Genomic DNA, 17,184 nt, shown 5'->3' with positions numbered 1-17,184 from the left:
TGCTTGCCCGCAACAATCCTCTTCCGGCTTTTCCCGGACATTCGATGAAGGACTCTCGTGGATTCTCAGACTCGTCACGCACTGAAGCAAGATAAATTCGTACAAACGACGCAATCCGGTGTGAGCTGGGTTGAAGAACATCGCAGCACGGTGATTCGTGCGTCCATTGCTGTTGTTGTGGTTCTGGCGCTGGTGGTTGCAGGCATTGTGCTCTATATCCAGCGTTCGGACGCTGCTGAGACGGCGCTTGGCGCGGCTCTCGATGTTTACAGCGCCCCTCTCGCGATTCCCGGAGCTCCGGCGCAGAAGAACGTGTATGCAACGGCTGCGGAGCGTGCCAAGGCGGCAAACCAGAAGTTTGTCGACGTGGCTTCCCAGTACGGATGGCTTTCCCAGGGTGGGAAGGCTCACTACTTTGCCGGCCTAACCTACCAGGAGTTGGGGCAGAATGCTTCGGCGGAGTCGGAACTGAAGACCGCAGCGGGATCGTGGGACGGAAATCTCTCCAGCCTGGCCAAGTTTGCCCTGGCGAATTTCTATCACCAGACCAGCCGCGACGGGCAGGCGATTGAAATCTACAACGCGCTGATTGCGAAGCCGACGGATTCCGTGCCGGCATACACGTCGCAGCTTGCTCTGGCTGACCTCTACAGCGCCACGGGCAAGGCCGATCAGGCTAAGCAGATCTGGGCCAAGATCAAGGATGCCGACAAAACCGGGCCTGCGGGATCGATGGCAGCCGAAAAGCTGACGCCGCGGAAGTAGTTTCGGTGGTCGAAAAGTGTTGCGAAAGGCCTGCCTGAGTGCAGGCCTTTCGCGTTTGGTTCCGGACAGCAGATTTCCCGCAGGAATGACAACCAGAAAAGCAAAAGCAGATACTGCTCTTGAGCGAATTGCGCCGGGACTGCGTCGTTAGGAATATGAGCACCTGTCCCGCAGCAATCGCAGGTTGGATGGAGATACCGGCCACGTCGGCGCGCGAACAATTCGAACAGACTCAAGCTGCGGAAACGGCCATTGCCGCGCTGGTCAATGAGTACGCCGGAACGCTGTATCGCGTGGCGTATTCCGTGTTGCGTAATGCGGCCGATGCCGAGGACGCGGTGCAGGAGACGTATCTGCGTGTGCTGCGGCACCGGGATTCACTGACCGAGATCCGCGAGCCGCGTGTCTGGCTGGTGCGGATCGTGTGGAACGTCGTGCTGGACCGCAAGCGCCGGGCAAAGACGCGGCCGGAGACAGACGATATTGCGGACATGGCGCGGTTGCTCCCTGCCAGTGGCTTGACGGCTGAGGAGCGGGTAGCCTCGACGCAGCACCATGAGCAGGTCTTACGCGCGGTGCAGCAGTTGCCGGAGAAGGAGCAGCGAGTGCTGGTGCTCTCGGCCTTTGAAGAACTGTCGAGCGTGGAGATCGCGCAGATTCTCGGCACGACGGAGTCGACCGTTCGTTCGCGACTGTTTCGAGCGAGGAATCTGCTATCCGGATTGTTGAGTCACACCCGGAATTCGTCACACACTGTTTCAAATGCCACTACGGCGCCACGGAGTCGATCATGACCCAGAACAGTTTCAATTCAAAGGGTGAGAACGGCGCTCCTCTGACGGCAGAGGAAGAAGCGATACGAACGCTGCGGCTCGTGGCGACACTGCCTCCGCCGGAAGGACTTGCAGATCGGGTTCAGCAGCGTCTGACGGATGCGCAGACGGTTGATCGGCGTAAGCCTTCGCGTTCCAATGCCTTGCTCTCTGTCTGGCGGCTTTGGATGCCGATGCAGCGGTTACAGTTCGCGGGAGCGGCGCTGCTGGTGGCGGCGATTGGTGCTTCCAGTTGGACGGTGTATCAGGGCAAAGTTCAGCCGCGACAGGGAAGTCAATCCGGTGCTCAACCTGCCGCGACACCGTCCCAGTCAGGGTTTGGAACCGCCAAGACGGAACGGCGGCCTGCGACCTTGACGCCGATCAAGGTGCCGCCAGCGGCCAAAAAGAAGCCGAGCGCGAATCATTTGGCCAAGCCCAATCAGGCGCCCAGGACAACCGTGCAGAAGTCGACAGCGGATGACGCGCCCATTCAGCCTCAGCGGTAAGCGCTCGTGCCAGCTCAGTCAGCCTATTCCGCCTCGTTGACCAGAAAGCGGAACAGCATCTGAATGATGGCCAGGACAGCCGCGCCCCAGAAAGCTGCTCCGAAGCTGCGGATGTGAAAGCCCGGTACGAAGCCGGACGCCATCTCCAGGATGAAGGCGTTCACCACCAGCAGGAAGATACCCAGCGTCAAGATGGTGAGCGGCAGCGTCACCAGCTTGAGCAGCAGGCCAACTGTCGCGTTGAGCAGGCCAAAGACCAGTGCCGCGATCAGCGCTGTTCCCAGGGTATCGACGGTGAAACCGGTCACGACCCGGGAGACGATGAGCAGAGCAGCGGCGCTCAATAGCCAATTCAATAGCAGACGACCCATTCTATGCTTACTCCGTTTCTCTTCTGCGGCTTGCCAGGAACCAGTGCTTCATAGACATCGTATCGCTCTCAGCTGCCTTTCCTGTTCTTAATTGAGTCAAAGTAGGATGGAGCTAGGGTGAAACGGATGCTGCAAGCGAGAGATGCTCTGAGAAGAAGACGGTCGCATGGCCTTTTTGCGCTGGGCGTCGGAGGCATTCTTGTGCTCGCGGCGGGAGCATTTGCTCAGGCGCCAAAATCGGCTGTCAAGCCTGCAGAGGCGACGAACGCGCCAATTCCAGATGTGCGAACGCTGATGACCGAGGTGATGGATCATCAGAAGCAGCTGGAGAAGGTGCGCGAGAACTACACCTACCACACCAACATGGTCACGCAGGACTTGAACGGTACTGGACAGGTGACCAAGACGGAGACGGTGGACAGCGAGGTCTTTTTCGTCCATGGACACCGCATTGAGCGCACGGTCAAGAAGGATGGCAAGCCGCTCGATGGGCACGATCAGCAGAAAGAGCAGGAGCGGATCAACAAGCTGGTTGAGAAGGCGCAGAATGTCCCACCCGGTGAGCCGCTGGAAGGGCCGAATACCAATATCAGCGTGACCCATTTGCTCGAGATCATGGAGGTTTCCAATCCACGGCGCGAGGATTTCCGGGGGCGACCAACGATCATCTTCAACTTTGCAGGCAAGCGCGACGCCAAGACGCACGGGATGGCCGAGGATGCTTCGAAGAAGATCGCCGGGACACTCTGGGTGGATGAGAAGGACCGGCAGGTGGCGCGGATGGAAGCGCACTTCACGGACAATTTCCATGTAGGCGGAGGCTTACTAGCCAATGTGCAGAAGGGTTCGAGCTTTTACTTCGACCAGGCTCCAGTGAATGGGGAGATCTGGTTTCCAACCGGGGCCGAGGGGCACATCGAGGCGAGAGTACTGCTGCTCAAAGGGATTCGCCAGCACGTGGTGGAGCATGACTCGGAATACCAGAGATTTTCTGTGGATGCGCGGCCGGGCGACGCCTCTGCTGCTGTGCCGCCGATACAACCCTAGTTTCTGCAGGAGCAAAGGGCTGTCTGCTGAACCGTCTTCTGGTTGGCAGACAGCCTTTCTTCGTCAACTACGTGAGTTCCCGCTATTCGGACGGGGGCGGCGGAGGCGGGGGTGGCTCGTTGCCCGGGTCGCCGCCGTCACGGCGGTTCCGAATGCGCCCTTCGCGCTTGGCATTCCAGTCGGCGAAGGTCTTCTTCTGGTTTTCGTCGAGAAGGGCGTTGATCTTGGTGTTGGTTTCCTCGCGGATCTGGCGGCCCTGCTCCATCAGAGCGCGGCGGGATTCACGGGTTTCGCTGCCCTGATCGGCCGCTTCCTGCTTGGCGCGGAGCGCTTTCATCTCAGTCGCGGACTGCTCCAGAACGGCCTTAACGCCGGTCTGCTGGTCGGTGGTCAGGGAGAGTAGCCTGGTCAGCTGCTTCAGCTGGCGCTCGGGGTTGGGGCCTCGTTCGGGCCCTGACTGTCCAGGTTGCCCGGCCTGATCGGGTGGCGGACCTGGTGGCGGTCCATCGGGACCCTGGGCCCAGACCGCACAGCTTGAGAGCGACAGCAGGGCGATCCCTGCCAGCATTTTGCAACGGTTGACTAGCTTCATGGCGATACTCCTCGCATTTCCCTGGGGGTGGTGCTCACGAGAACTGCGTGCCGGCGCGCGCTCACATGGTCAGACGCCTGTCTCAGGAGAAGCGTTGACGTGAGATCGAAATGAATTGCCAAAGGAGATGAGACCAGATGCGCAGATGGCCTAGAGTGGATCTATGTTTGTCCGTCGAATTTCAATTGAGTACGTGGACGCCGAAGGATCATTGACGCCATGCCCGATCCGCTGGATCGACAACTTTGCCATGCGGAATTTCACCAACGACGCCGTCTTCGATGACACGCTGCCGATAGGGGACGGGATGCTGGAAGCCGGGCATCAAGTGCCGCTTGAGCGGCTGGGACCGGCAATGGAAGATTGGTTCCGGCGGAAAGGCTACCTGAAGCCGGAGGAGCGGCTGCAAGTTGCTGAGACAGCTGTTTAAGGAATAGGATTAAATATGTACTTGAAGGAATATCACTTTAGATGCATAATTGGAAATCGCGATGTGGGAGATCGAAGCCAGCGATGAGTTTTTGAGTTGGTATCTTGTCCTGACAGACGATGAGACTCTGAGTGTCAATCGCTCAGTCGAGATGCTTGAGCAGGCAGGTCCTGCTCTCGGACGGCCGCATGCGGATACGCTCAAAGGATCGAAGATTCCAAATCTCAAAGAGCTGCGAGTTCAACATCAAGGCCGGCCATTGAGGATACTTTTTGTCTTCGATCCAAGGCGAGTTGGATATCTGATTCTCGGTGGAGATAAGACTGGCAGGGAAGATTGGTATCTGACCTTTATTCCCCAGGCAGAGAAAATTTACGAATGCCATCTGAAAGAACTCGGGAGCAAATAATGGCACATAAGTGGAAAGACATTCGACGTACTTTATCCCCGGAGTCTGAAGCGCGCATCAAGCGAGAGGTAGCCGAGGAGTTGGCTAGACTTCCGCTCGCGGAGATGCGTCGAGCACGACAAATGACCCAGAATCGGCTGGCAGAACTGCTTGAAGTTAACCAGGGAGCAATTTCAAAGCTCGAAAATCGCTCGGATATGTATCTGAGCACACTTCGCAGCTATGTCGAAGCGATGGGAGGGCAGCTTGAATTACGCGCTATTTTTCCTAATGGAGAAGTCTTGCTGGAGCATTTGGGAGATGTAGCTGAGGTCGAGCACGAGCCGGTCGTTGCCTGAGCAGTCAACGACCGGCTCGATGGATGCCCTACTCGTCGTAGTGCAGCAGGCTGAAGACATCCTGTTCCGGGAAGCGTTCGCGGCCGCGAAGGAAGTCGAGTTCAATGGCGAAGGCCAGGCCGACAACCTCGCCGCCGAGCTGCTTGACGAGCTTGAGCGTGGCTTCCATGGTGCCTCCGGTGGCGAGCAGGTCGTCGACAAGCAGGACGCGCTGCCCTGGCTGGATGGCGTCGAGGTGGATTTCGAGCGAGTCCGAGCCGTATTCGAGATCGTAGGTCACCCGGGCAACGGGCGCGGGGAGCTTGCGCGGTTTGCGCACCGGGACAAAACCGGCGTTGAGACGGTAGGCAAGAGCGGGTCCAAAGATGAAGCCGCGGGCCTCGATGCCGAGAACGAGGTCGATCTTGCGCTCCAGATAGTGCGCGGCCATCGCGTCGATGAGCATGGCAAACCCGGTACGGTCTTTGAGCACTGTGGTGATGTCGTAGAAAAGGATGCCGGGCTTGGGGAAGTCCGGCACAGTGCGGACGAGGGCTTTCAGCGCGGCGGTATTGATCGGTTCCGGCATGATGGATGCTGCTCCTGAATGTGGATAGATGATTTCTGATAAGACGCCCGGCTGCACGATCCTGATTCTGCCCGGGATTGCCCCGGGTAACGGCCCGACGCTCTAAGACGCTCTCTCGATTATAAGTTGGCGGGGATTGCCAGGGGCTACCAGGCACCTTCGATTTTGAACGCGCTGAGGCCTTCACCTTCGCTCTCGACCAAAGGATGCTCAATCAGGCGGTCAACGCGGCTGCCGCGCGGGCCCTTTTTGAGGGAAGAACGAAGTTCAATGAGGCTCTCCTCGACGCCTGCGACGACGATCTCCACGTCGCCGTCCTCGGTGTTGCGGACCCAGCCTTTCAGCTCCAGTTCGCTTGCCTCACGATGGACAAACCAGCGAAAGCCTACACCCTGAACTCGTCCCTGAACCAGAAAATGCAGCACCATGCGGTTTACGCTCCGTTCAGACCTTATTTTACGGGGCGCTACTTGAGCTTCTTGATCCATATGTTGCGGACCAGAACTTTGCATGGAGTGCCTTCGATCTCGATGCCGATCTTGCCGGATTTGTTGTTGGAGGAGGCCGGGTCGTCGTCCACGTAGACAGCCATGAGCTGGCCGTTGAGCACGTGGATGAAGGTGCCGCCGCGGGCCATGATCAGGTATTCGTTCCAGTCGTTGACCTTGGTGTATCCGCCGAGCGCGGTGCGGTCGCCGATGTTGCCGACCAGCTGCGGGTTTTTGCCGGGAGCGGAATCAACCACCTGCCCGCGCCACGCAAGGATGCCAAGTGGAGTGTTCTCGGAGTAGAACTGACCCGTCCATTCGGATGCGATAGGGAAGGCGGGCGACCAGAAGTCAGCTTGCGGGCCGGTCATCATCCAGTCGAGGTTAGGCTTGGCGTCTTCCGGATGCTGCCGGCGCCAGGGAAGGCCGGTCTGGCTGCGGTACTGGATGCCGCTGCCGCCGCCGTTGACCACCTTGATTTCGAGCTTCAGGTCGAAGTCCTTCGCCTCAAAGCCGTGGAACGAGATGTAGCTGTTCCCGATCGGCTTTTCTTTCGTGGATTCCCCAACGATAGCGCCGTCTTCGACCCGCCAGACGGACGGGTCGCCGTCCCAGTTCTTCAGGCTGACGCCGTCGAAGATCTGCTGGTAGCCATCGTGGTCCTGCCAATCGATAGGATCAGGCTCATGGAAGCCGCCGCGGTCTTTGCCTTTCGGTGTGGGCAACTGCTTGGTGGGAGGAATTGCGTCGGGTTTGGATTGCGCAGTTGTTTGAGACGAAATCATGGCCGGAGCGGATAATTGCCCTGCTGCAGTAAGACTGAGGCTGCTCAATACGAGAATGCAGAGACTCCAGCGAGCCACAGATGTAACTGCATTTTGAGCTGTCCAGTGGCCGATGTTTCCTGTCCTATGATTCATGCACCCTCCGACATTAGCTAAGAATATGTATCTCGCCAATCAGTAAGAGTTCGAATCTTAACTTGTTCCGGCAATGAAAATCGAATGTTTCAGCGAATGCGGTAGACGAAAGCCTCTTCGATGTATTGGTTTCCGAACTTCTGACCGCCAAGACGCATTCCGTATGTGTCGTTGGCAGAAGCGAAAGCCTCTCTCAACCCCTTGATGAGCGGCTCATCCATCCGGCAGAAGTAGACGGTGGGCTCAGTCAACAGCGTAAAGTTGGCCTTACGCATCGATGCGTTGATAACCCCGTAGCTTTCAAGCAGAGGTTTCTGGTTCAGCTGCCTTGAGGCAATGATTAGACGCCAGTCCTCATACTGCGGCAAAACGGCCCAGAGTGCCACGTCCGGAACAATTCCGTCGCTCTCAAGCGCCTCAATCACACGCTGTCCGCTGTCGATGTCGAAACTTACCAGTGCAGTTTTATCCATGGAAGAACTCCTCCTGCATCATCCTCGATTGCGCTTATCAGGTCTTCCGCTGCGCGGCTGTCCATCCGCTCGTACCTGCTACCTTCTGACCATCCTCGCACAATTGTCCATCGGTTCTTGATGGAACTGTCCGCTTGAGCGGCATCCTCTAGCCTCGGCGTCAGTTCTGATAGCCTGAGCAACTCGATCAAACTATGGGTATGGCTTTCGTTCACCAATCTCTTATCTGGAAAATCGTGTTCTTTGGTCCGCTTCGCGATGCACGCCTTCAGCGCGCACTCAACTGCATAGCCAGCCAAGTAGTAGGCACCATCGGAGAAGCCCGCGTCCAGGAGGGAGCGGGCTTCTTTGAGTCGAACTTCTGAGAGCAGCTGCAGTTGCTGGCGGTTCATGGTTAGTTAGGACCATCTTACGCTCTGCTCAGGTATGTGCCTTCGCTGGTGTCCACGCGAATCTTCTCGCCTTCGTTGATGAACGGCGGAACCTGCACAACCAGGCCCGTCTCCAGCTTGGCCGGCTTGGTCACGCTGGATGCGGTAGCCGACTTGATGCCCGGCTCGGTCTCGACAACCGTGAGTTCCACGGTACCGGGCAGGTCAATGCCGACGGCCTTGCCATCAAAGTAGCTGACCGAGATCTGCAGGTTCGGCGTCAGGTACTCAACAGCATCGCCCAGGGTGGAGGCCTTCAGGACCGTCTGCTCGTAGTCCTTGGGGTTCATGAAGTAGTAGTCATCGCCGTCCGCGTAGAGGAACTCCATGTCCACTTCGTCCACGATCACGCGCTCAATAGCATCGCCCGAGCGAAAACGGTGCTCAAACATGGCGTTGGTCCGGATGTTGCGCAGCTTGGCCTGGATGAAGGCGCGAAGATTGCCCGGCGTGCGGTGTTCTACGTGGAAAACGAGGTGAAGCTGCTCGTTGTGCTTGATGATCATGCCGGGACGCATTTGCGTGGCGGGAATCGCCATAAAGTGAAGCTCCTTGCCGTGCTGGCTGCCAGCGACAGAGCTGGCCAGATTGCTGAATTGGTTGGGTATTTGCCCAACCCATATTGTAGCCCAGCGGAGCATGGGATAGACGCCGGGTACCTCGACGTGTCCGCCGCTGTACACTTGGGTTTGTATGGTTTTTGTGCTCGACAACTACGATTCGTTTACTTACAACCTTGTCCAATACCTGGGCGAGCTGGGTGCGGAGAGCGGCATCGAGATTGTTGTACGCCGCAACGATGAGCTGACTGTGGACGAGGTTGAGGCGCTCAAACCCGAGCGGATTCTGCTGTCTCCGGGGCCGTGTACGCCGCAGGATGCCGGGATTCTAGTGCCGCTGATCCAGCGCATGGCAGGGAAGGCGCCCATCCTGGGCGTCTGCCTGGGGCATCAGGCAATTGGCGAGGCTTTTGGCGGCCGGGTGGTGCGTGCGGCTGAGCTGATGCACGGCAAGACCAGCCCGGTGGAGCATGATGGCAAGGGCGTTTTCAGCGGCCTGCCCACACCACTCGTGTGCACCCGGTACCACTCGCTGATCGTGGCTGAAGAAGACCTGCCAGCCGATCTGGAAATCACCGCACGTTCCGATGGACATGATGGAGAATCCATCATCATGGGCCTGCGCCACCGGTCGCTGCCGGTCGAGGGTGTGCAGTTTCATCCTGAGAGCGTGCTGACCGAAGGCGGCAAGCAGATGATCCGCAACTTCCTGAACATGTAGGAGATGGAGTGACAATGCATGCCCTTCGAGCCTGTGCGGGAGTTCTGCTGCTTGCGGGCGCTCGTGCGGCTTCCGGGCAAAGCACACCGATCGCGATCGTCCCAGTGGAAGGCGCCAAGCTCACCGGAGCCATGGACGTGGCGGAGGGCAAGGCGATCATTGCTACCAGCGGGACGGTAGCTGCAAACGAAAAGCCCATTACGGTGACGCTGCCGCATCGGGGCAATCTGCGCCTGTGCGCGACGACCAAGGTGAGCCTCACGGCGGACTCTTCCGTTCCAGCGGGCACGGGCGAACAGCCGGGCCTGATGATGGCGCTGGGGCAGGGCGCTCTGGAGGCCAGTTTCGCCACGGGTCACAACTCTGATGTGATCATGACGCCGGACTTTCGCATCCTGATCAGCGGACCGGGGACGGCGGCGGTGCAGGTCAGGCTGGGAGCGAAGGGCGATACCTGCGTAGACAACCGGGGCGCCAATGCGCCCTATGTGACCGTGAGCAGCGTCTTCGAGGGTGGGGTGTACCGCGTTCAGCCGAATCAGCGAGTGATGTTCCAGCACGGCAGCCTGCGCGAGGTTGTGGACAACGAAAAGGAGTCCTGCGGCTGCCCGGTCGACGAGCCAAAGCCCATCAATGGCGATCCCTTTCCGGTGGCGCAGAGCGCAGGCCTGGCTCCGCTGGTGCAGCCGTCGAATGTTGAGCCGGTTGGCAAGGAGGCTGGGCAGGTTTCGACCCAGTTCGCCTATGACGGAACCAAGCCTGCGGCGATTTCAGCAGGCGGTCAGCCCCCGGTTCCGCCGCCAGCGCCGACTGCACCTGTCGCAGCACAGCCAGCCCCGAAGCCCGAGCCGAAAGCAGCGCCCAAGCCGGGATTTTTCGGCAAGATTGGCCGATTCTTCCGCAATATATTCGGCGGCTAGAGCCACCAACCAAAACGTGCTTCCGGACAAATCGGCCATCGCAGCAGAGCTCTTGCTGACCGCTGATCCCTGTCTTCCAATCCCTGTTCCCTAATCCCTGTTCCCCGGAACTTATCCCCGAGCCCGCTCAATGGCTCGCAGGACAGCCTGCGCCTTATTCAGGCACTCCTGATACTCAGCTTCGGGCACGGAGTCTGCCACGATACCTGCGCCGACCTGGATGTGTCCCTGACCGTTCTGCGCGACCATGGAGCGGATGGTGATGCAGGAGTCGAGATTGCCGGAGAAGTCGGCGTAGAGCACCACGCCGCCGTAAATGCCGCGCCGGGCAGGTTCGAGCTCTTCAATGATCTCCATCGCGCGAACTTTTGGCGCTCCGGAAAGCGTGCCAGCAGGGAAGCAGGCGCGAAGGGCGTCCACAGCGGTAAGATCCTTGCGCAGCTTGCCAGAGACGGCGCTGACCAGGTGCATGACGTGGCTGTAACGTTCGACGAACATCAGCTTGTCAACGCTGACGGTCCCGTACTGGCTGACCCGCCCGACGTCGTTGCGGCCCAGATCCACCAGCATCACGTGCTCAGAACGTTCTTTCTCGTCGGCCAGCATTTCCGCTTCGAGGGCGTGGTCCTTGGCCTCATCGGAGCTACGTTTGCGCGTCCCGGCAATGGGGCGGTACTCGACCTTGTCGCCATCCGCCGTGCGGGTGACGCGGACCAGCATCTCGGGCGATGATCCTGCGACTTCGAGAGTGCCTGCAGGTTTCTTCGCGGCCTTCTTTGACGCGGACTTTGCGGATGGTTCCGGCGTGACGCGCAGGAAGTACATATAGGGCGAAGGGTTCACGATGCGCAGAGCGCGGTACACGGCAAAGGGGTCTACGCCTGGTTCTACATCGAGGCGCTGCGAGAGGACCGTCTGGAAAACATCGCCGGCGCGGATGTACTCGCGGATCTTCTCAACCGCCGCTAGATAGTCCTTTTTGCGGGTGCGGTGCGTCACCTTCAGCTTTCCGCTAAGCTTCGGCTTGGGCAGCTTCGGCAATGGCCGGGTGAGGCGCTTTTCAAAGCGCGCCAGCCGCTTGACGGCATCGTCGTAGGCGGCTGATGGCGACTGCAGCGTGACATCGGAGGTGACTACGAGGTGAATTTCCTTGCGGACATGGTCAAAGGCCAGGACTTCGTCGTAGAAGAGCAGGCAGGCGTCGGGTACATGCAGCTCATCCTTCGCGGTTTCGGGCAGCTTTTCGATCTGTCGGACAACGTCGTAGCTGAGAAAGCCGACGGCTCCGGCGGTGAAGGGCGGCAGACCGGGAACGCGCGCCGGCGTGTGGCCGCCCAACGCATCGCGGAGAACGGCGAAGACATCGCCTTCGATCTGGACACTCTTCTTGCCTTCGGTAATGGTGATAGCGCGGCCACGCGAGACGATTCGCTTGTACGGGTTCACGCCGATGAACGTGTAGCGGCCAACCTGTTCGCCGTTCTCGACACTCTCCAACAGGAAGCATTCCGGCTCTTCCCAGGCGGCGCGCAGAAAGGCGGAAACCGGCGTCTCAAGATCCGCGGTCAGGGTGCGGAAGACAGGGACGAGGGTGTGCGTTTTCGCGAGCGACAGAAACTCTTTACGGCTGGGCTGAAGTCCGGATTGGACGGGATTTGTGCGTGCCATGGCAGTCCTCAGTGTAAATGGCTGCGGTTTGATTTGGATTGCTGAACCACGCCCCAAAAGTAGCTATGATATAGATATTGTCTATGGTACGGAGGAAAGCAATGATCACCAAGACCTCAGTGGAAGCGCAAAACGGGTTTGGCCAAATGCTCGATACTGCTCAGCGCGAACCCGTTGCGATTACCCGTCACGGTCGCCCGGCAGCTTTCCTGGTATCCCCCGCCGATATGCAGGAGTTACTGGATGCGCGACGCAAACGGAGCAGGGCAGTCGCTGATCTGGAAGAGTGGAGTGTGCGTACGCGGGCGAAGCCGGCAGCGGCCGAATTGACCGACGAAGATGTCGTCCGTCTGGTGCATGAGACGCGGTGACCCAAATTCGTCGTGTTGTTTTCGACACCAGCACACTCGTCAGTGCTGCACTTCGCGCCGGCTCTGTGCCCTATCGAGCATTGATGCAAGCGTTTGCTGCCTGTCACCTTTGTGCGAGCGCTGAGACATTGGCTGAACTCGAGCGCGTTCTGGCGAGGAAGAAGTTCGATCCGTACAAGGACCTGAAATCCCGTCTCGAGTTCGTTGCCCTGATTCGCCGGAACGTCGATCTGATCGAGGTGCCAATCGCCGATGGAATCGTGATCGAGCCGCCGTGCCGCGACTCCGCAGATTCGCAGTTTCTGGCACTGGCGTTGGTCGCGGAAGCGGATGTGATCGTAAGCAGTGACGATGATCTTCTGGTCCTTCATCCATGGAACGGCATTTCGATCCTCAGACCGGCTGATTTCGTTGCGGAGTGTTAGTTGGATTACGACGAACTTTCGCGGAATGCACACGGGCGTACGATGGATATCTGCATCCAACCAGCAAAGGGCGCTGGTTCCGTGAGAGCCTTGTAGCTGGATCGATGTTCAAAGGCGGGGCATGGATGTAGTCGGGGTGGTCACACAGCATGGATACCTGATGACCGCTGTGGTCATGTTTCTTGCCGCCGTTGGTCTGCCCCTGCCGGTAGCGATTGCGTTGCTTGCAGCGGGTGCTGCAGCACATCAAGGGTTACAGCCGGCCCTGGTTTTCGCCATTGCCTGGAGCACATCGCTGGCTGGCGACATCCTGCTCTACCTCGGCGGCAGGTACACCGGCTGGTGGCTCCTGGCCGGGATGTGCCGGCTTTCGCTGAATCCCGAGCAGTGCATCTTCAACTCCGCAGACTCGTTCTACCGCAAGGGGCCGCAGACGCTGCTGATTGCCAAGTTCATTCCTGGCCTCGGAACCGTGGCTGCTCCCCTCGCTGGCAGCCTGAACATGCGCTTCAGCAGATTTCTGCGCCTGATGGCGGTGGGTGAGGTGCTTTATTGCGGAGCATGGCTTACCGTCGGCTATGTCTTTTACCGCTTCATTCGCAACATTTCCGAGTGGATGGCGCGCGCCGGAAATGCGCTGCTGGCGGTCGTGTTGCTTGCCGGCGCCTGCTATGGACTGGTCGTGCTGTTTGTGATCTGGCGTTCGCGGCGATTCCGGAAGATTGAAAAGATCTCCGCCGAAGGACTGCGGGAGCGAATTGACGGCCTGACCGGAGACCAGGTAGTTGTGATCGCCGATGTGCGCAGTCACAACTACTACGATCCCGGCATGCACCGGATCAAGAACTCGATCCGCGTGGAGCCGAACCGCCTGCAGCATGAAATCAAGGCTCTGCGCGAGTTCATGGCGCCGGAGTGCGAAATTTATCTCTACTGTAGCTGCATCCGCGACACCACCAGCGTGCGCGTGGCGCATGAGCTGCAACTGGCCAACTGCAACGCCAAGGTTATCGAAGGTGGGATGAAGGCCTGGGTGCGCGCGGGAGGCGAGATCGAACTGGTTCCCGAGAGCGACGTGCAGCATCTGCCGCGTTTTGACTGATCGCAAACTGGCCGGGACTGCTCTTTGCTACCCTGAACCATGCCGAATTTCAGCACTCGACTCCTTGCCTCTCTCCTCGTTTTGACTGCTTTTACGCTTGCTGCATATGCGCAAAGCTCTCCGTCGCCGCTGACTGCGCGAGAAGCGATCGATCGCATTGTGAAGGCGACCGGTGCAACGCTCCCGCCGAATACCGTTGACACGATCAAGGCAGGCGATCCGGCGACGGTCGTAACGGGGATTGCGACGACCTTTTCGCCGACCATGGAAGTCCTGCGCAAGGCCGTTGCCGACGGCGACAACCTGATCGTGACCCACGAGCCCACCTTCTACAATCACCTCGACCAGACAACACTCTTCACCAACGATCCCGTCTACAAGGAGAAGCTGGCCTACATCCAGGAGCATCAACTGGTGATCTGGCGTTTTCACGATACCTGGCATATGCGCAATCCCGACGGCATCGCAGAGGGGTTTGCCGCGCAGGCCGGTTTGGCAAAATTTGAAAAAGCAGGCCCGATTGGCGACAAAGGCTTCTTCTACACGGTGCCACAGACGACCGTTGAGGCGCTGGCTAAGGATCTAAGGCGACGTCTGCACGCGAAGGCGATCCGGATTGTCGGCGACGCTGGAATGAAGATCACGCAGGTAGGGTATGCGCCTGGGGCTTCCGGCGAAGCTGAGCATGTGAAGATGCTGGAACGCGACGACGTTGAGGTGCTGCTGGTAGGCGAAGCGCCGGAGTGGGAGACAATCCTCTATGTCCGCGACGCCCAGCTTCAGGGCCGCCACAAGGCTCTGATCCTCCTCGGCCACAACACCTCCGAAGAGGCCGGAATGGACAACTGCGCCACCTGGCTGCGCACAGTTTTCCCCGGCATGAAAGTGAAGTTCATTCCCGCTGGCGAGCCCTACTGGCCCCTGAAATAGGCTGCTTGAATTGCGAGGTTACGCGAGCGACTTCTTAAGAAAAAACCGGCTTTGACCAGGCGGATAGTCGTCAATGGTGCCGAAGACCGAATAGCCGAGCCGCTCGTAGAAGCCGCGAGCCTGAAAGCTGAATGTGTCCAGCCAGACTCCAACGCACCCCCGGCGCACCGCTTCCTCCTCGGCCTGCCGCATAAGCTGCGTTCCCAATCCGGAGCCGCGTTCAGACCCGGGCAGGTAGAGCAAATCAATGTGCAGGTAGTCGAAAGAGGTCCAGCCCCAAAGCCCTCCAACGGTCTCGCCAGTCTCCGGTTCTGAGACCAGGATGGCCAATGGACGGAAGTCGTTGGGACGCCCCGAGGCGATCTCGTTGAACTGAGTAATCAGCCGCGTAATCGCATTGAGTGCGTGCGAGTCGGGATTGTCGGTGAGCGTGATGACGGGCGGCATCGGGCTACCTCAGCTCCTACTTCAGATCTTTGATAGCGGCAAGCGCTGCATGATGGCCGCACATGCCGTGGACGCCGCCCCCGGGCGGAGTGCTGGCGCTGCAAAGGTATAGACCCTTTTTCGGAGTGCGGTATTGCGAAGCCGTAGGACGGAAAACGAGCTGGTCAATCTTCATGGAGCCGCCGGAAAGATCGCCTCCGATCAGATTCGGATCCCAGCCTTCAAACTCTGCCGTAGACCAAACTTTGCGGGCAAGAATGCAATCCCGGAACCCCGGCGCAAACCGTTCCATCTGGCCCTCGATAGCCTCCTGCGCATCGCCCGTATAGCCGTTCGGAACATGACAGTAGCCCCAGGCAGTATGTTTTCCGGCAGGCGCGCGGGTGGGGTCAAACAAGCTCGGCTGCGCCACCAGAACAAATGGCTTCTGTTCAACACGGCCTTCCCAAGGCGCCCGCTCGGAGGCCGCCACCTCCTCCGCAGAGCCGCAGACATGGACCGTGGCAGCGCGCAGGCATTCCTGCGCCTTCCACGGGATGGGCTGCGAAAGCGCCCAGTCGATCTTGAACGCCCCAGGTCCGTAGCGAAACCCCTGCAGGCTGTCGCGGTAGCCTGCCGGCAGCTCGTCTCCCGCCAGCTTCAGCAGTTGCCGCGGCGAAACATCGCAGAGAACCGCATCATACCCCTGTAACTCCGCCAGTGACGCAACCGTTCTGCCCGTAGAAATCTCCCCGCCCAGGCTCCGCAGATATCCCGCGAGAGCATTCGAAATCGACTGCGCCCCTCCCCCGGCAATCGGCCACCCCGCGGCATGTCCAGCCGCGCCCAGCACCAGCCCAACCGCCGCGCTGAACGGGCTCTCAAGCGGCAGCACCGAGTGCGCCGCATTCCCGGCGAAGAGTGCCCGCGCCCGCCCGCCGCGGAACAGCATCTTCGTCAGCGCCGTCGCCGGCATCGCCGCAAACACGCCAAACCGCGCCATCAAAATCGGGTGCGAAGGCAGATGAATCACCGGTCCTAGAATCTCCCCGCAGAGCTGCTCGAATTGATCCGCCAGGGGCTGCATCAATCGCCGGTATGCTTTCCCGTCCGCGCCCAATCCAGCAGCAGTGGCGGCAATGTCATGCTCCTGCATCACAGCAGTGCCGTCGTCCAGCGGATGCGCCAGCGGCGCCTCCGGCTCAATCCACGTCAGACCAAAATCCGCCAGCGGCAGCGACCGGAAGAACGGACTGGCAGCGCCCATCGGGTAGATGGAAGACCCCAAATCGTGGTGAAATCCCGGCAGCGTCACTTCGCCCGTAGAAGCAGCCCCGCCCACCGTCGCCCGGCCCTCAAAAACATGCGTCTCGATCCCGGCGCGGGCCAGCGTAATCGCGGCGCTCAGGCCGTTCGGTCCGCTGCCGATGATCGCTGCCTTGGGCATAAGGAAAACGCAGGCCTCAAGTTGAACGTAACACGGCCCGGCCCGTACCGAATTTCCCGGCATGTATCCGGTTAATTTATAGAAAACAGGACAGAACCTTTACACCGCCTCCCGGATAATAGGGAATGTTGTAGTCGTTGGTTCCGTTACTGAAGATGCATGTAAGTTCGACCTTAGTGGGGTTGACGTGCGACTAAGGCGGAACCTAGACTCGTCGAGTTTGATCAGAACCAGAGCTGGAGTAGCCGGTTCCCAGTCTGGCCATGTGCGGAGTAGCCGTAAAGTCCACCGCACGAAGAATTTACCGAACCGCACGACCGTACTACCGCGTCCAATGGACAGTAGCGTATGCGAAATATAGCCCCGAACTGGGCAGTCTCGTACAGCTACACACTGCGGAAGCACGCAGCGCGCCACGAGGCCACCGAACTCAGCCCTCGGCGCACGGAACCTGGAGATGA

The 17,184-nt window shown here is 59.3% G+C and carries 24 protein-coding genes; 13 read left to right on the top strand and 11 right to left on the bottom strand.

What is annotated here, in order from left to right:
• The first annotated feature begins 57 nt into the window (after nucleotides 1-57).
• From AC5S27_RS17365 to AC5S27_RS17355, 3 genes are all read left to right on the top strand, one after another.
• Entirely contained in the window at nucleotides 58-765 is a 708-nt protein-coding gene (locus AC5S27_RS17365; RefSeq protein WP_493935829.1) for a tetratricopeptide repeat protein, read from the top strand.
• Between the two features lie 155 nt (nucleotides 766-920).
• On the top strand, nucleotides 921-1,559 hold the full coding sequence (locus AC5S27_RS17360; protein WP_493935828.1) for an RNA polymerase sigma factor: 639 nt from the start codon (nucleotides 921-923) through the stop codon (nucleotides 1,557-1,559).
• Nucleotides 1,556-2,086, top strand: a complete 531-nt coding sequence (locus AC5S27_RS17355; RefSeq protein WP_493935827.1) for a hypothetical protein — start codon at nucleotides 1,556-1,558, stop codon at nucleotides 2,084-2,086. The genes AC5S27_RS17360 and AC5S27_RS17355 overlap by 4 nt, the downstream gene beginning before the upstream one ends.
• Before the next feature lie 23 nt (nucleotides 2,087-2,109).
• On the opposite strand, the gene AC5S27_RS17350 is transcribed toward AC5S27_RS17355, so the two are convergent.
• Nucleotides 2,110-2,457 carry a phage holin family protein gene (locus AC5S27_RS17350; protein WP_493935826.1) on the bottom strand — a complete coding sequence of 116 codons (348 nt, stop codon included), beginning with the start codon at nucleotides 2,455-2,457 and terminating at the stop codon, nucleotides 2,110-2,112.
• A gap of 126 nt (nucleotides 2,458-2,583) precedes the next feature.
• Here AC5S27_RS17350 and AC5S27_RS17345 point away from each other — a divergent pair, with 126 nt between their 5' ends.
• Complete coding sequence (locus tag AC5S27_RS17345) at nucleotides 2,584-3,504, top strand: hypothetical protein (protein ID WP_493935825.1); 921 nt, start codon at nucleotides 2,584-2,586, stop codon at nucleotides 3,502-3,504.
• 82 nt (nucleotides 3,505-3,586) lie between these two features.
• Here the strand turns inward: AC5S27_RS17345 and AC5S27_RS17340 are convergent, their stop codons facing one another.
• Nucleotides 3,587-4,096, bottom strand: coding sequence for a hypothetical protein (locus AC5S27_RS17340; protein WP_493935824.1), 510 nt, complete (start codon nucleotides 4,094-4,096; stop codon nucleotides 3,587-3,589).
• A 163-nt stretch (nucleotides 4,097-4,259) separates the two neighbouring features.
• Here AC5S27_RS17340 and AC5S27_RS17335 point away from each other — a divergent pair, with 163 nt between their 5' ends.
• From AC5S27_RS17335 to AC5S27_RS17325, 3 genes are all read left to right on the top strand, one after another.
• Nucleotides 4,260-4,526 (top strand): hypothetical protein, encoded by a 267-nt coding sequence (locus AC5S27_RS17335; protein WP_493935823.1) that lies wholly within the window; start codon nucleotides 4,260-4,262, stop codon nucleotides 4,524-4,526.
• Between the two features lie 61 nt (nucleotides 4,527-4,587).
• Entirely contained in the window at nucleotides 4,588-4,935 is a 348-nt protein-coding gene (locus AC5S27_RS17330; RefSeq protein WP_493935822.1) for a type II toxin-antitoxin system RelE/ParE family toxin, read from the top strand.
• The gene (locus AC5S27_RS17325; RefSeq protein ID WP_493935821.1) at nucleotides 4,935-5,273 is read left to right on the top strand and encodes an XRE family transcriptional regulator; all 339 of its coding nucleotides are present in this window, start codon (nucleotides 4,935-4,937) and stop codon (nucleotides 5,271-5,273) included. Before AC5S27_RS17330 ends, AC5S27_RS17325 begins: the two co-directional genes overlap by 1 nt.
• Before the next feature lie 28 nt (nucleotides 5,274-5,301).
• Here the strand turns inward: AC5S27_RS17325 and AC5S27_RS17320 are convergent, their stop codons facing one another.
• The 6 genes from AC5S27_RS17320 to efp all read right to left on the bottom strand — a co-directional run bounded on the left by AC5S27_RS17320 (nucleotide 5,302) and on the right by efp (nucleotide 8,692).
• Nucleotides 5,302-5,841 carry an adenine phosphoribosyltransferase gene (locus AC5S27_RS17320; protein WP_493935820.1) on the bottom strand — a complete coding sequence of 180 codons (540 nt, stop codon included), beginning with the start codon at nucleotides 5,839-5,841 and terminating at the stop codon, nucleotides 5,302-5,304.
• A gap of 146 nt (nucleotides 5,842-5,987) precedes the next feature.
• On the bottom strand, nucleotides 5,988-6,269 hold the full coding sequence (locus AC5S27_RS17315) for an acylphosphatase (RefSeq protein ID WP_493935819.1): 282 nt from the start codon (nucleotides 6,267-6,269) through the stop codon (nucleotides 5,988-5,990).
• Nucleotides 6,270-6,307: 38 nt separating this feature from the next.
• Nucleotides 6,308-7,249 (bottom strand): 3-keto-disaccharide hydrolase, encoded by a 942-nt coding sequence (locus AC5S27_RS17310; RefSeq protein WP_493935818.1) that lies wholly within the window; start codon nucleotides 7,247-7,249, stop codon nucleotides 6,308-6,310.
• An 89-nt stretch (nucleotides 7,250-7,338) separates the two neighbouring features.
• A complete protein-coding gene (locus AC5S27_RS17305) occupies nucleotides 7,339-7,722 on the bottom strand; it encodes a hypothetical protein (protein WP_493935817.1) in 384 nt (127 codons plus the stop codon).
• Complete coding sequence (locus AC5S27_RS17300; protein ID WP_493935816.1) at nucleotides 7,701-8,114, bottom strand: HEPN domain-containing protein; 414 nt, start codon at nucleotides 8,112-8,114, stop codon at nucleotides 7,701-7,703. The genes AC5S27_RS17305 and AC5S27_RS17300 overlap by 22 nt, the downstream gene beginning before the upstream one ends.
• 17 nt (nucleotides 8,115-8,131) lie before the next feature.
• Nucleotides 8,132-8,692, bottom strand: a complete 561-nt coding sequence (gene efp, locus AC5S27_RS17295; protein WP_493935815.1) for an elongation factor P — start codon at nucleotides 8,690-8,692, stop codon at nucleotides 8,132-8,134.
• 154 nt (nucleotides 8,693-8,846) lie between these two features.
• Between efp and AC5S27_RS17290 the strand changes: the two genes are divergently transcribed.
• Both AC5S27_RS17290 and AC5S27_RS17285 read left to right on the top strand, forming a co-directional pair.
• The gene (locus AC5S27_RS17290) at nucleotides 8,847-9,434 is read left to right on the top strand and encodes an anthranilate synthase component II (protein ID WP_493935814.1); all 588 of its coding nucleotides are present in this window, start codon (nucleotides 8,847-8,849) and stop codon (nucleotides 9,432-9,434) included.
• Nucleotides 9,435-9,448: 14 nt separating this feature from the next.
• Nucleotides 9,449-10,354: a hypothetical protein gene (locus AC5S27_RS17285; RefSeq protein ID WP_493935813.1), complete on the top strand. Its 906-nt coding sequence runs from the start codon at nucleotides 9,449-9,451 to the stop codon at nucleotides 10,352-10,354.
• Nucleotides 10,355-10,465: 111 nt separating this feature from the next.
• Here the strand turns inward: AC5S27_RS17285 and trpE are convergent, their stop codons facing one another.
• Nucleotides 10,466-12,022 carry an anthranilate synthase component I gene (trpE, locus tag AC5S27_RS17280; protein ID WP_493935812.1) on the bottom strand — a complete coding sequence of 519 codons (1,557 nt, stop codon included), beginning with the start codon at nucleotides 12,020-12,022 and terminating at the stop codon, nucleotides 10,466-10,468.
• A gap of 101 nt (nucleotides 12,023-12,123) precedes the next feature.
• Here trpE and AC5S27_RS17275 point away from each other — a divergent pair, with 101 nt between their 5' ends.
• The 4 genes from AC5S27_RS17275 (at nucleotide 12,124) to AC5S27_RS17260 (ending at nucleotide 14,850) form a co-directional block, all read left to right on the top strand.
• Nucleotides 12,124-12,393 (top strand): type II toxin-antitoxin system Phd/YefM family antitoxin, encoded by a 270-nt coding sequence (locus tag AC5S27_RS17275; protein WP_493935811.1) that lies wholly within the window; start codon nucleotides 12,124-12,126, stop codon nucleotides 12,391-12,393.
• Nucleotides 12,390-12,818, top strand: a complete 429-nt coding sequence (locus tag AC5S27_RS17270; protein ID WP_493935810.1) for a putative toxin-antitoxin system toxin component, PIN family — start codon at nucleotides 12,390-12,392, stop codon at nucleotides 12,816-12,818. Before AC5S27_RS17275 ends, AC5S27_RS17270 begins: the two co-directional genes overlap by 4 nt.
• Nucleotides 12,819-12,978: 160 nt before the next feature.
• Entirely contained in the window at nucleotides 12,979-13,920 is a 942-nt protein-coding gene (locus AC5S27_RS17265) for a VTT domain-containing protein (protein ID WP_493935809.1), read from the top strand.
• A 39-nt stretch (nucleotides 13,921-13,959) separates the two neighbouring features.
• Nucleotides 13,960-14,850 (top strand): Nif3-like dinuclear metal center hexameric protein, encoded by an 891-nt coding sequence (locus AC5S27_RS17260; RefSeq protein ID WP_493935808.1) that lies wholly within the window; start codon nucleotides 13,960-13,962, stop codon nucleotides 14,848-14,850.
• Between the two features lie 18 nt (nucleotides 14,851-14,868).
• Here the strand turns inward: AC5S27_RS17260 and AC5S27_RS17255 are convergent, their stop codons facing one another.
• Together AC5S27_RS17255 and AC5S27_RS17250 are read right to left on the bottom strand one after the other, a co-directional pair.
• On the bottom strand, nucleotides 14,869-15,297 hold the full coding sequence (locus AC5S27_RS17255) for a GNAT family N-acetyltransferase (protein ID WP_493935807.1): 429 nt from the start codon (nucleotides 15,295-15,297) through the stop codon (nucleotides 14,869-14,871).
• 16 nt (nucleotides 15,298-15,313) lie between these two features.
• Nucleotides 15,314-16,723 (bottom strand): phytoene desaturase family protein, encoded by a 1,410-nt coding sequence (locus tag AC5S27_RS17250; protein ID WP_493935806.1) that lies wholly within the window; start codon nucleotides 16,721-16,723, stop codon nucleotides 15,314-15,316.
• Nucleotides 16,724-17,184 lie beyond the last annotated feature (461 nt).

The organism is Acidicapsa borealis, from assembly GCF_059115245.1.
Note: the sequence above shows the minus strand (reverse complement) of the source record. Positions and strands in the feature narration are given on the sequence as shown.

Bases quoted from the DNA above. Each gene is read 5' to 3' on its own strand.
- AC5S27_RS17260 (WP_493935808.1), top strand. From the start codon at position 13,960: ATGCCGAATTTCAGCACTCGACTCCTTGCCTCTCTCCTCGTTTTGACT.
- trpE (WP_493935812.1), bottom strand. From the start codon at position 12,022: ATGGCACGCACAAATCCCGTCCAATCCGGACTTCAGCCCAGCCGTAAA.
- AC5S27_RS17305 (WP_493935817.1), bottom strand. From the start codon at position 7,722: ATGGATAAAACTGCACTGGTAAGTTTCGACATCGACAGCGGACAGCGT.
- AC5S27_RS17320 (WP_493935820.1), bottom strand. From the start codon at position 5,841: ATGCCGGAACCGATCAATACCGCCGCGCTGAAAGCCCTCGTCCGCACT.
- AC5S27_RS17335 (WP_493935823.1), top strand. From the start codon at position 4,260: ATGTTTGTCCGTCGAATTTCAATTGAGTACGTGGACGCCGAAGGATCA.
- AC5S27_RS17340 (WP_493935824.1), bottom strand. From the start codon at position 4,096: ATGAAGCTAGTCAACCGTTGCAAAATGCTGGCAGGGATCGCCCTGCTG.
- AC5S27_RS17255 (WP_493935807.1), bottom strand. From the start codon at position 15,297: ATGCCGCCCGTCATCACGCTCACCGACAATCCCGACTCGCACGCACTC.
- AC5S27_RS17265 (WP_493935809.1), top strand. From the start codon at position 12,979: ATGACCGCTGTGGTCATGTTTCTTGCCGCCGTTGGTCTGCCCCTGCCG.
- AC5S27_RS17290 (WP_493935814.1), top strand. From the start codon at position 8,847: ATGGTTTTTGTGCTCGACAACTACGATTCGTTTACTTACAACCTTGTC.
- AC5S27_RS17325 (WP_493935821.1), top strand. From the start codon at position 4,935: ATGGCACATAAGTGGAAAGACATTCGACGTACTTTATCCCCGGAGTCT.
- AC5S27_RS17310 (WP_493935818.1), bottom strand. From the start codon at position 7,249: ATGAATCATAGGACAGGAAACATCGGCCACTGGACAGCTCAAAATGCA.
- AC5S27_RS17355 (WP_493935827.1), top strand. From the start codon at position 1,556: ATGACCCAGAACAGTTTCAATTCAAAGGGTGAGAACGGCGCTCCTCTG.
- AC5S27_RS17330 (WP_493935822.1), top strand. From the start codon at position 4,588: ATGTGGGAGATCGAAGCCAGCGATGAGTTTTTGAGTTGGTATCTTGTC.
- AC5S27_RS17250 (WP_493935806.1), bottom strand. From the start codon at position 16,723: ATGCCCAAGGCAGCGATCATCGGCAGCGGACCGAACGGCCTGAGCGCC.
- AC5S27_RS17315 (WP_493935819.1), bottom strand. From the start codon at position 6,269: ATGGTGCTGCATTTTCTGGTTCAGGGACGAGTTCAGGGTGTAGGCTTT.
- AC5S27_RS17285 (WP_493935813.1), top strand. From the start codon at position 9,449: ATGCATGCCCTTCGAGCCTGTGCGGGAGTTCTGCTGCTTGCGGGCGCT.
- efp (WP_493935815.1), bottom strand. From the start codon at position 8,692: ATGGCGATTCCCGCCACGCAAATGCGTCCCGGCATGATCATCAAGCAC.
- AC5S27_RS17300 (WP_493935816.1), bottom strand. From the start codon at position 8,114: ATGAACCGCCAGCAACTGCAGCTGCTCTCAGAAGTTCGACTCAAAGAA.
- AC5S27_RS17275 (WP_493935811.1), top strand. From the start codon at position 12,124: ATGATCACCAAGACCTCAGTGGAAGCGCAAAACGGGTTTGGCCAAATG.
- AC5S27_RS17360 (WP_493935828.1), top strand. From the start codon at position 921: ATGAGCACCTGTCCCGCAGCAATCGCAGGTTGGATGGAGATACCGGCC.
- AC5S27_RS17345 (WP_493935825.1), top strand. From the start codon at position 2,584: ATGCTGCAAGCGAGAGATGCTCTGAGAAGAAGACGGTCGCATGGCCTT.
- AC5S27_RS17350 (WP_493935826.1), bottom strand. From the start codon at position 2,457: ATGGGTCGTCTGCTATTGAATTGGCTATTGAGCGCCGCTGCTCTGCTC.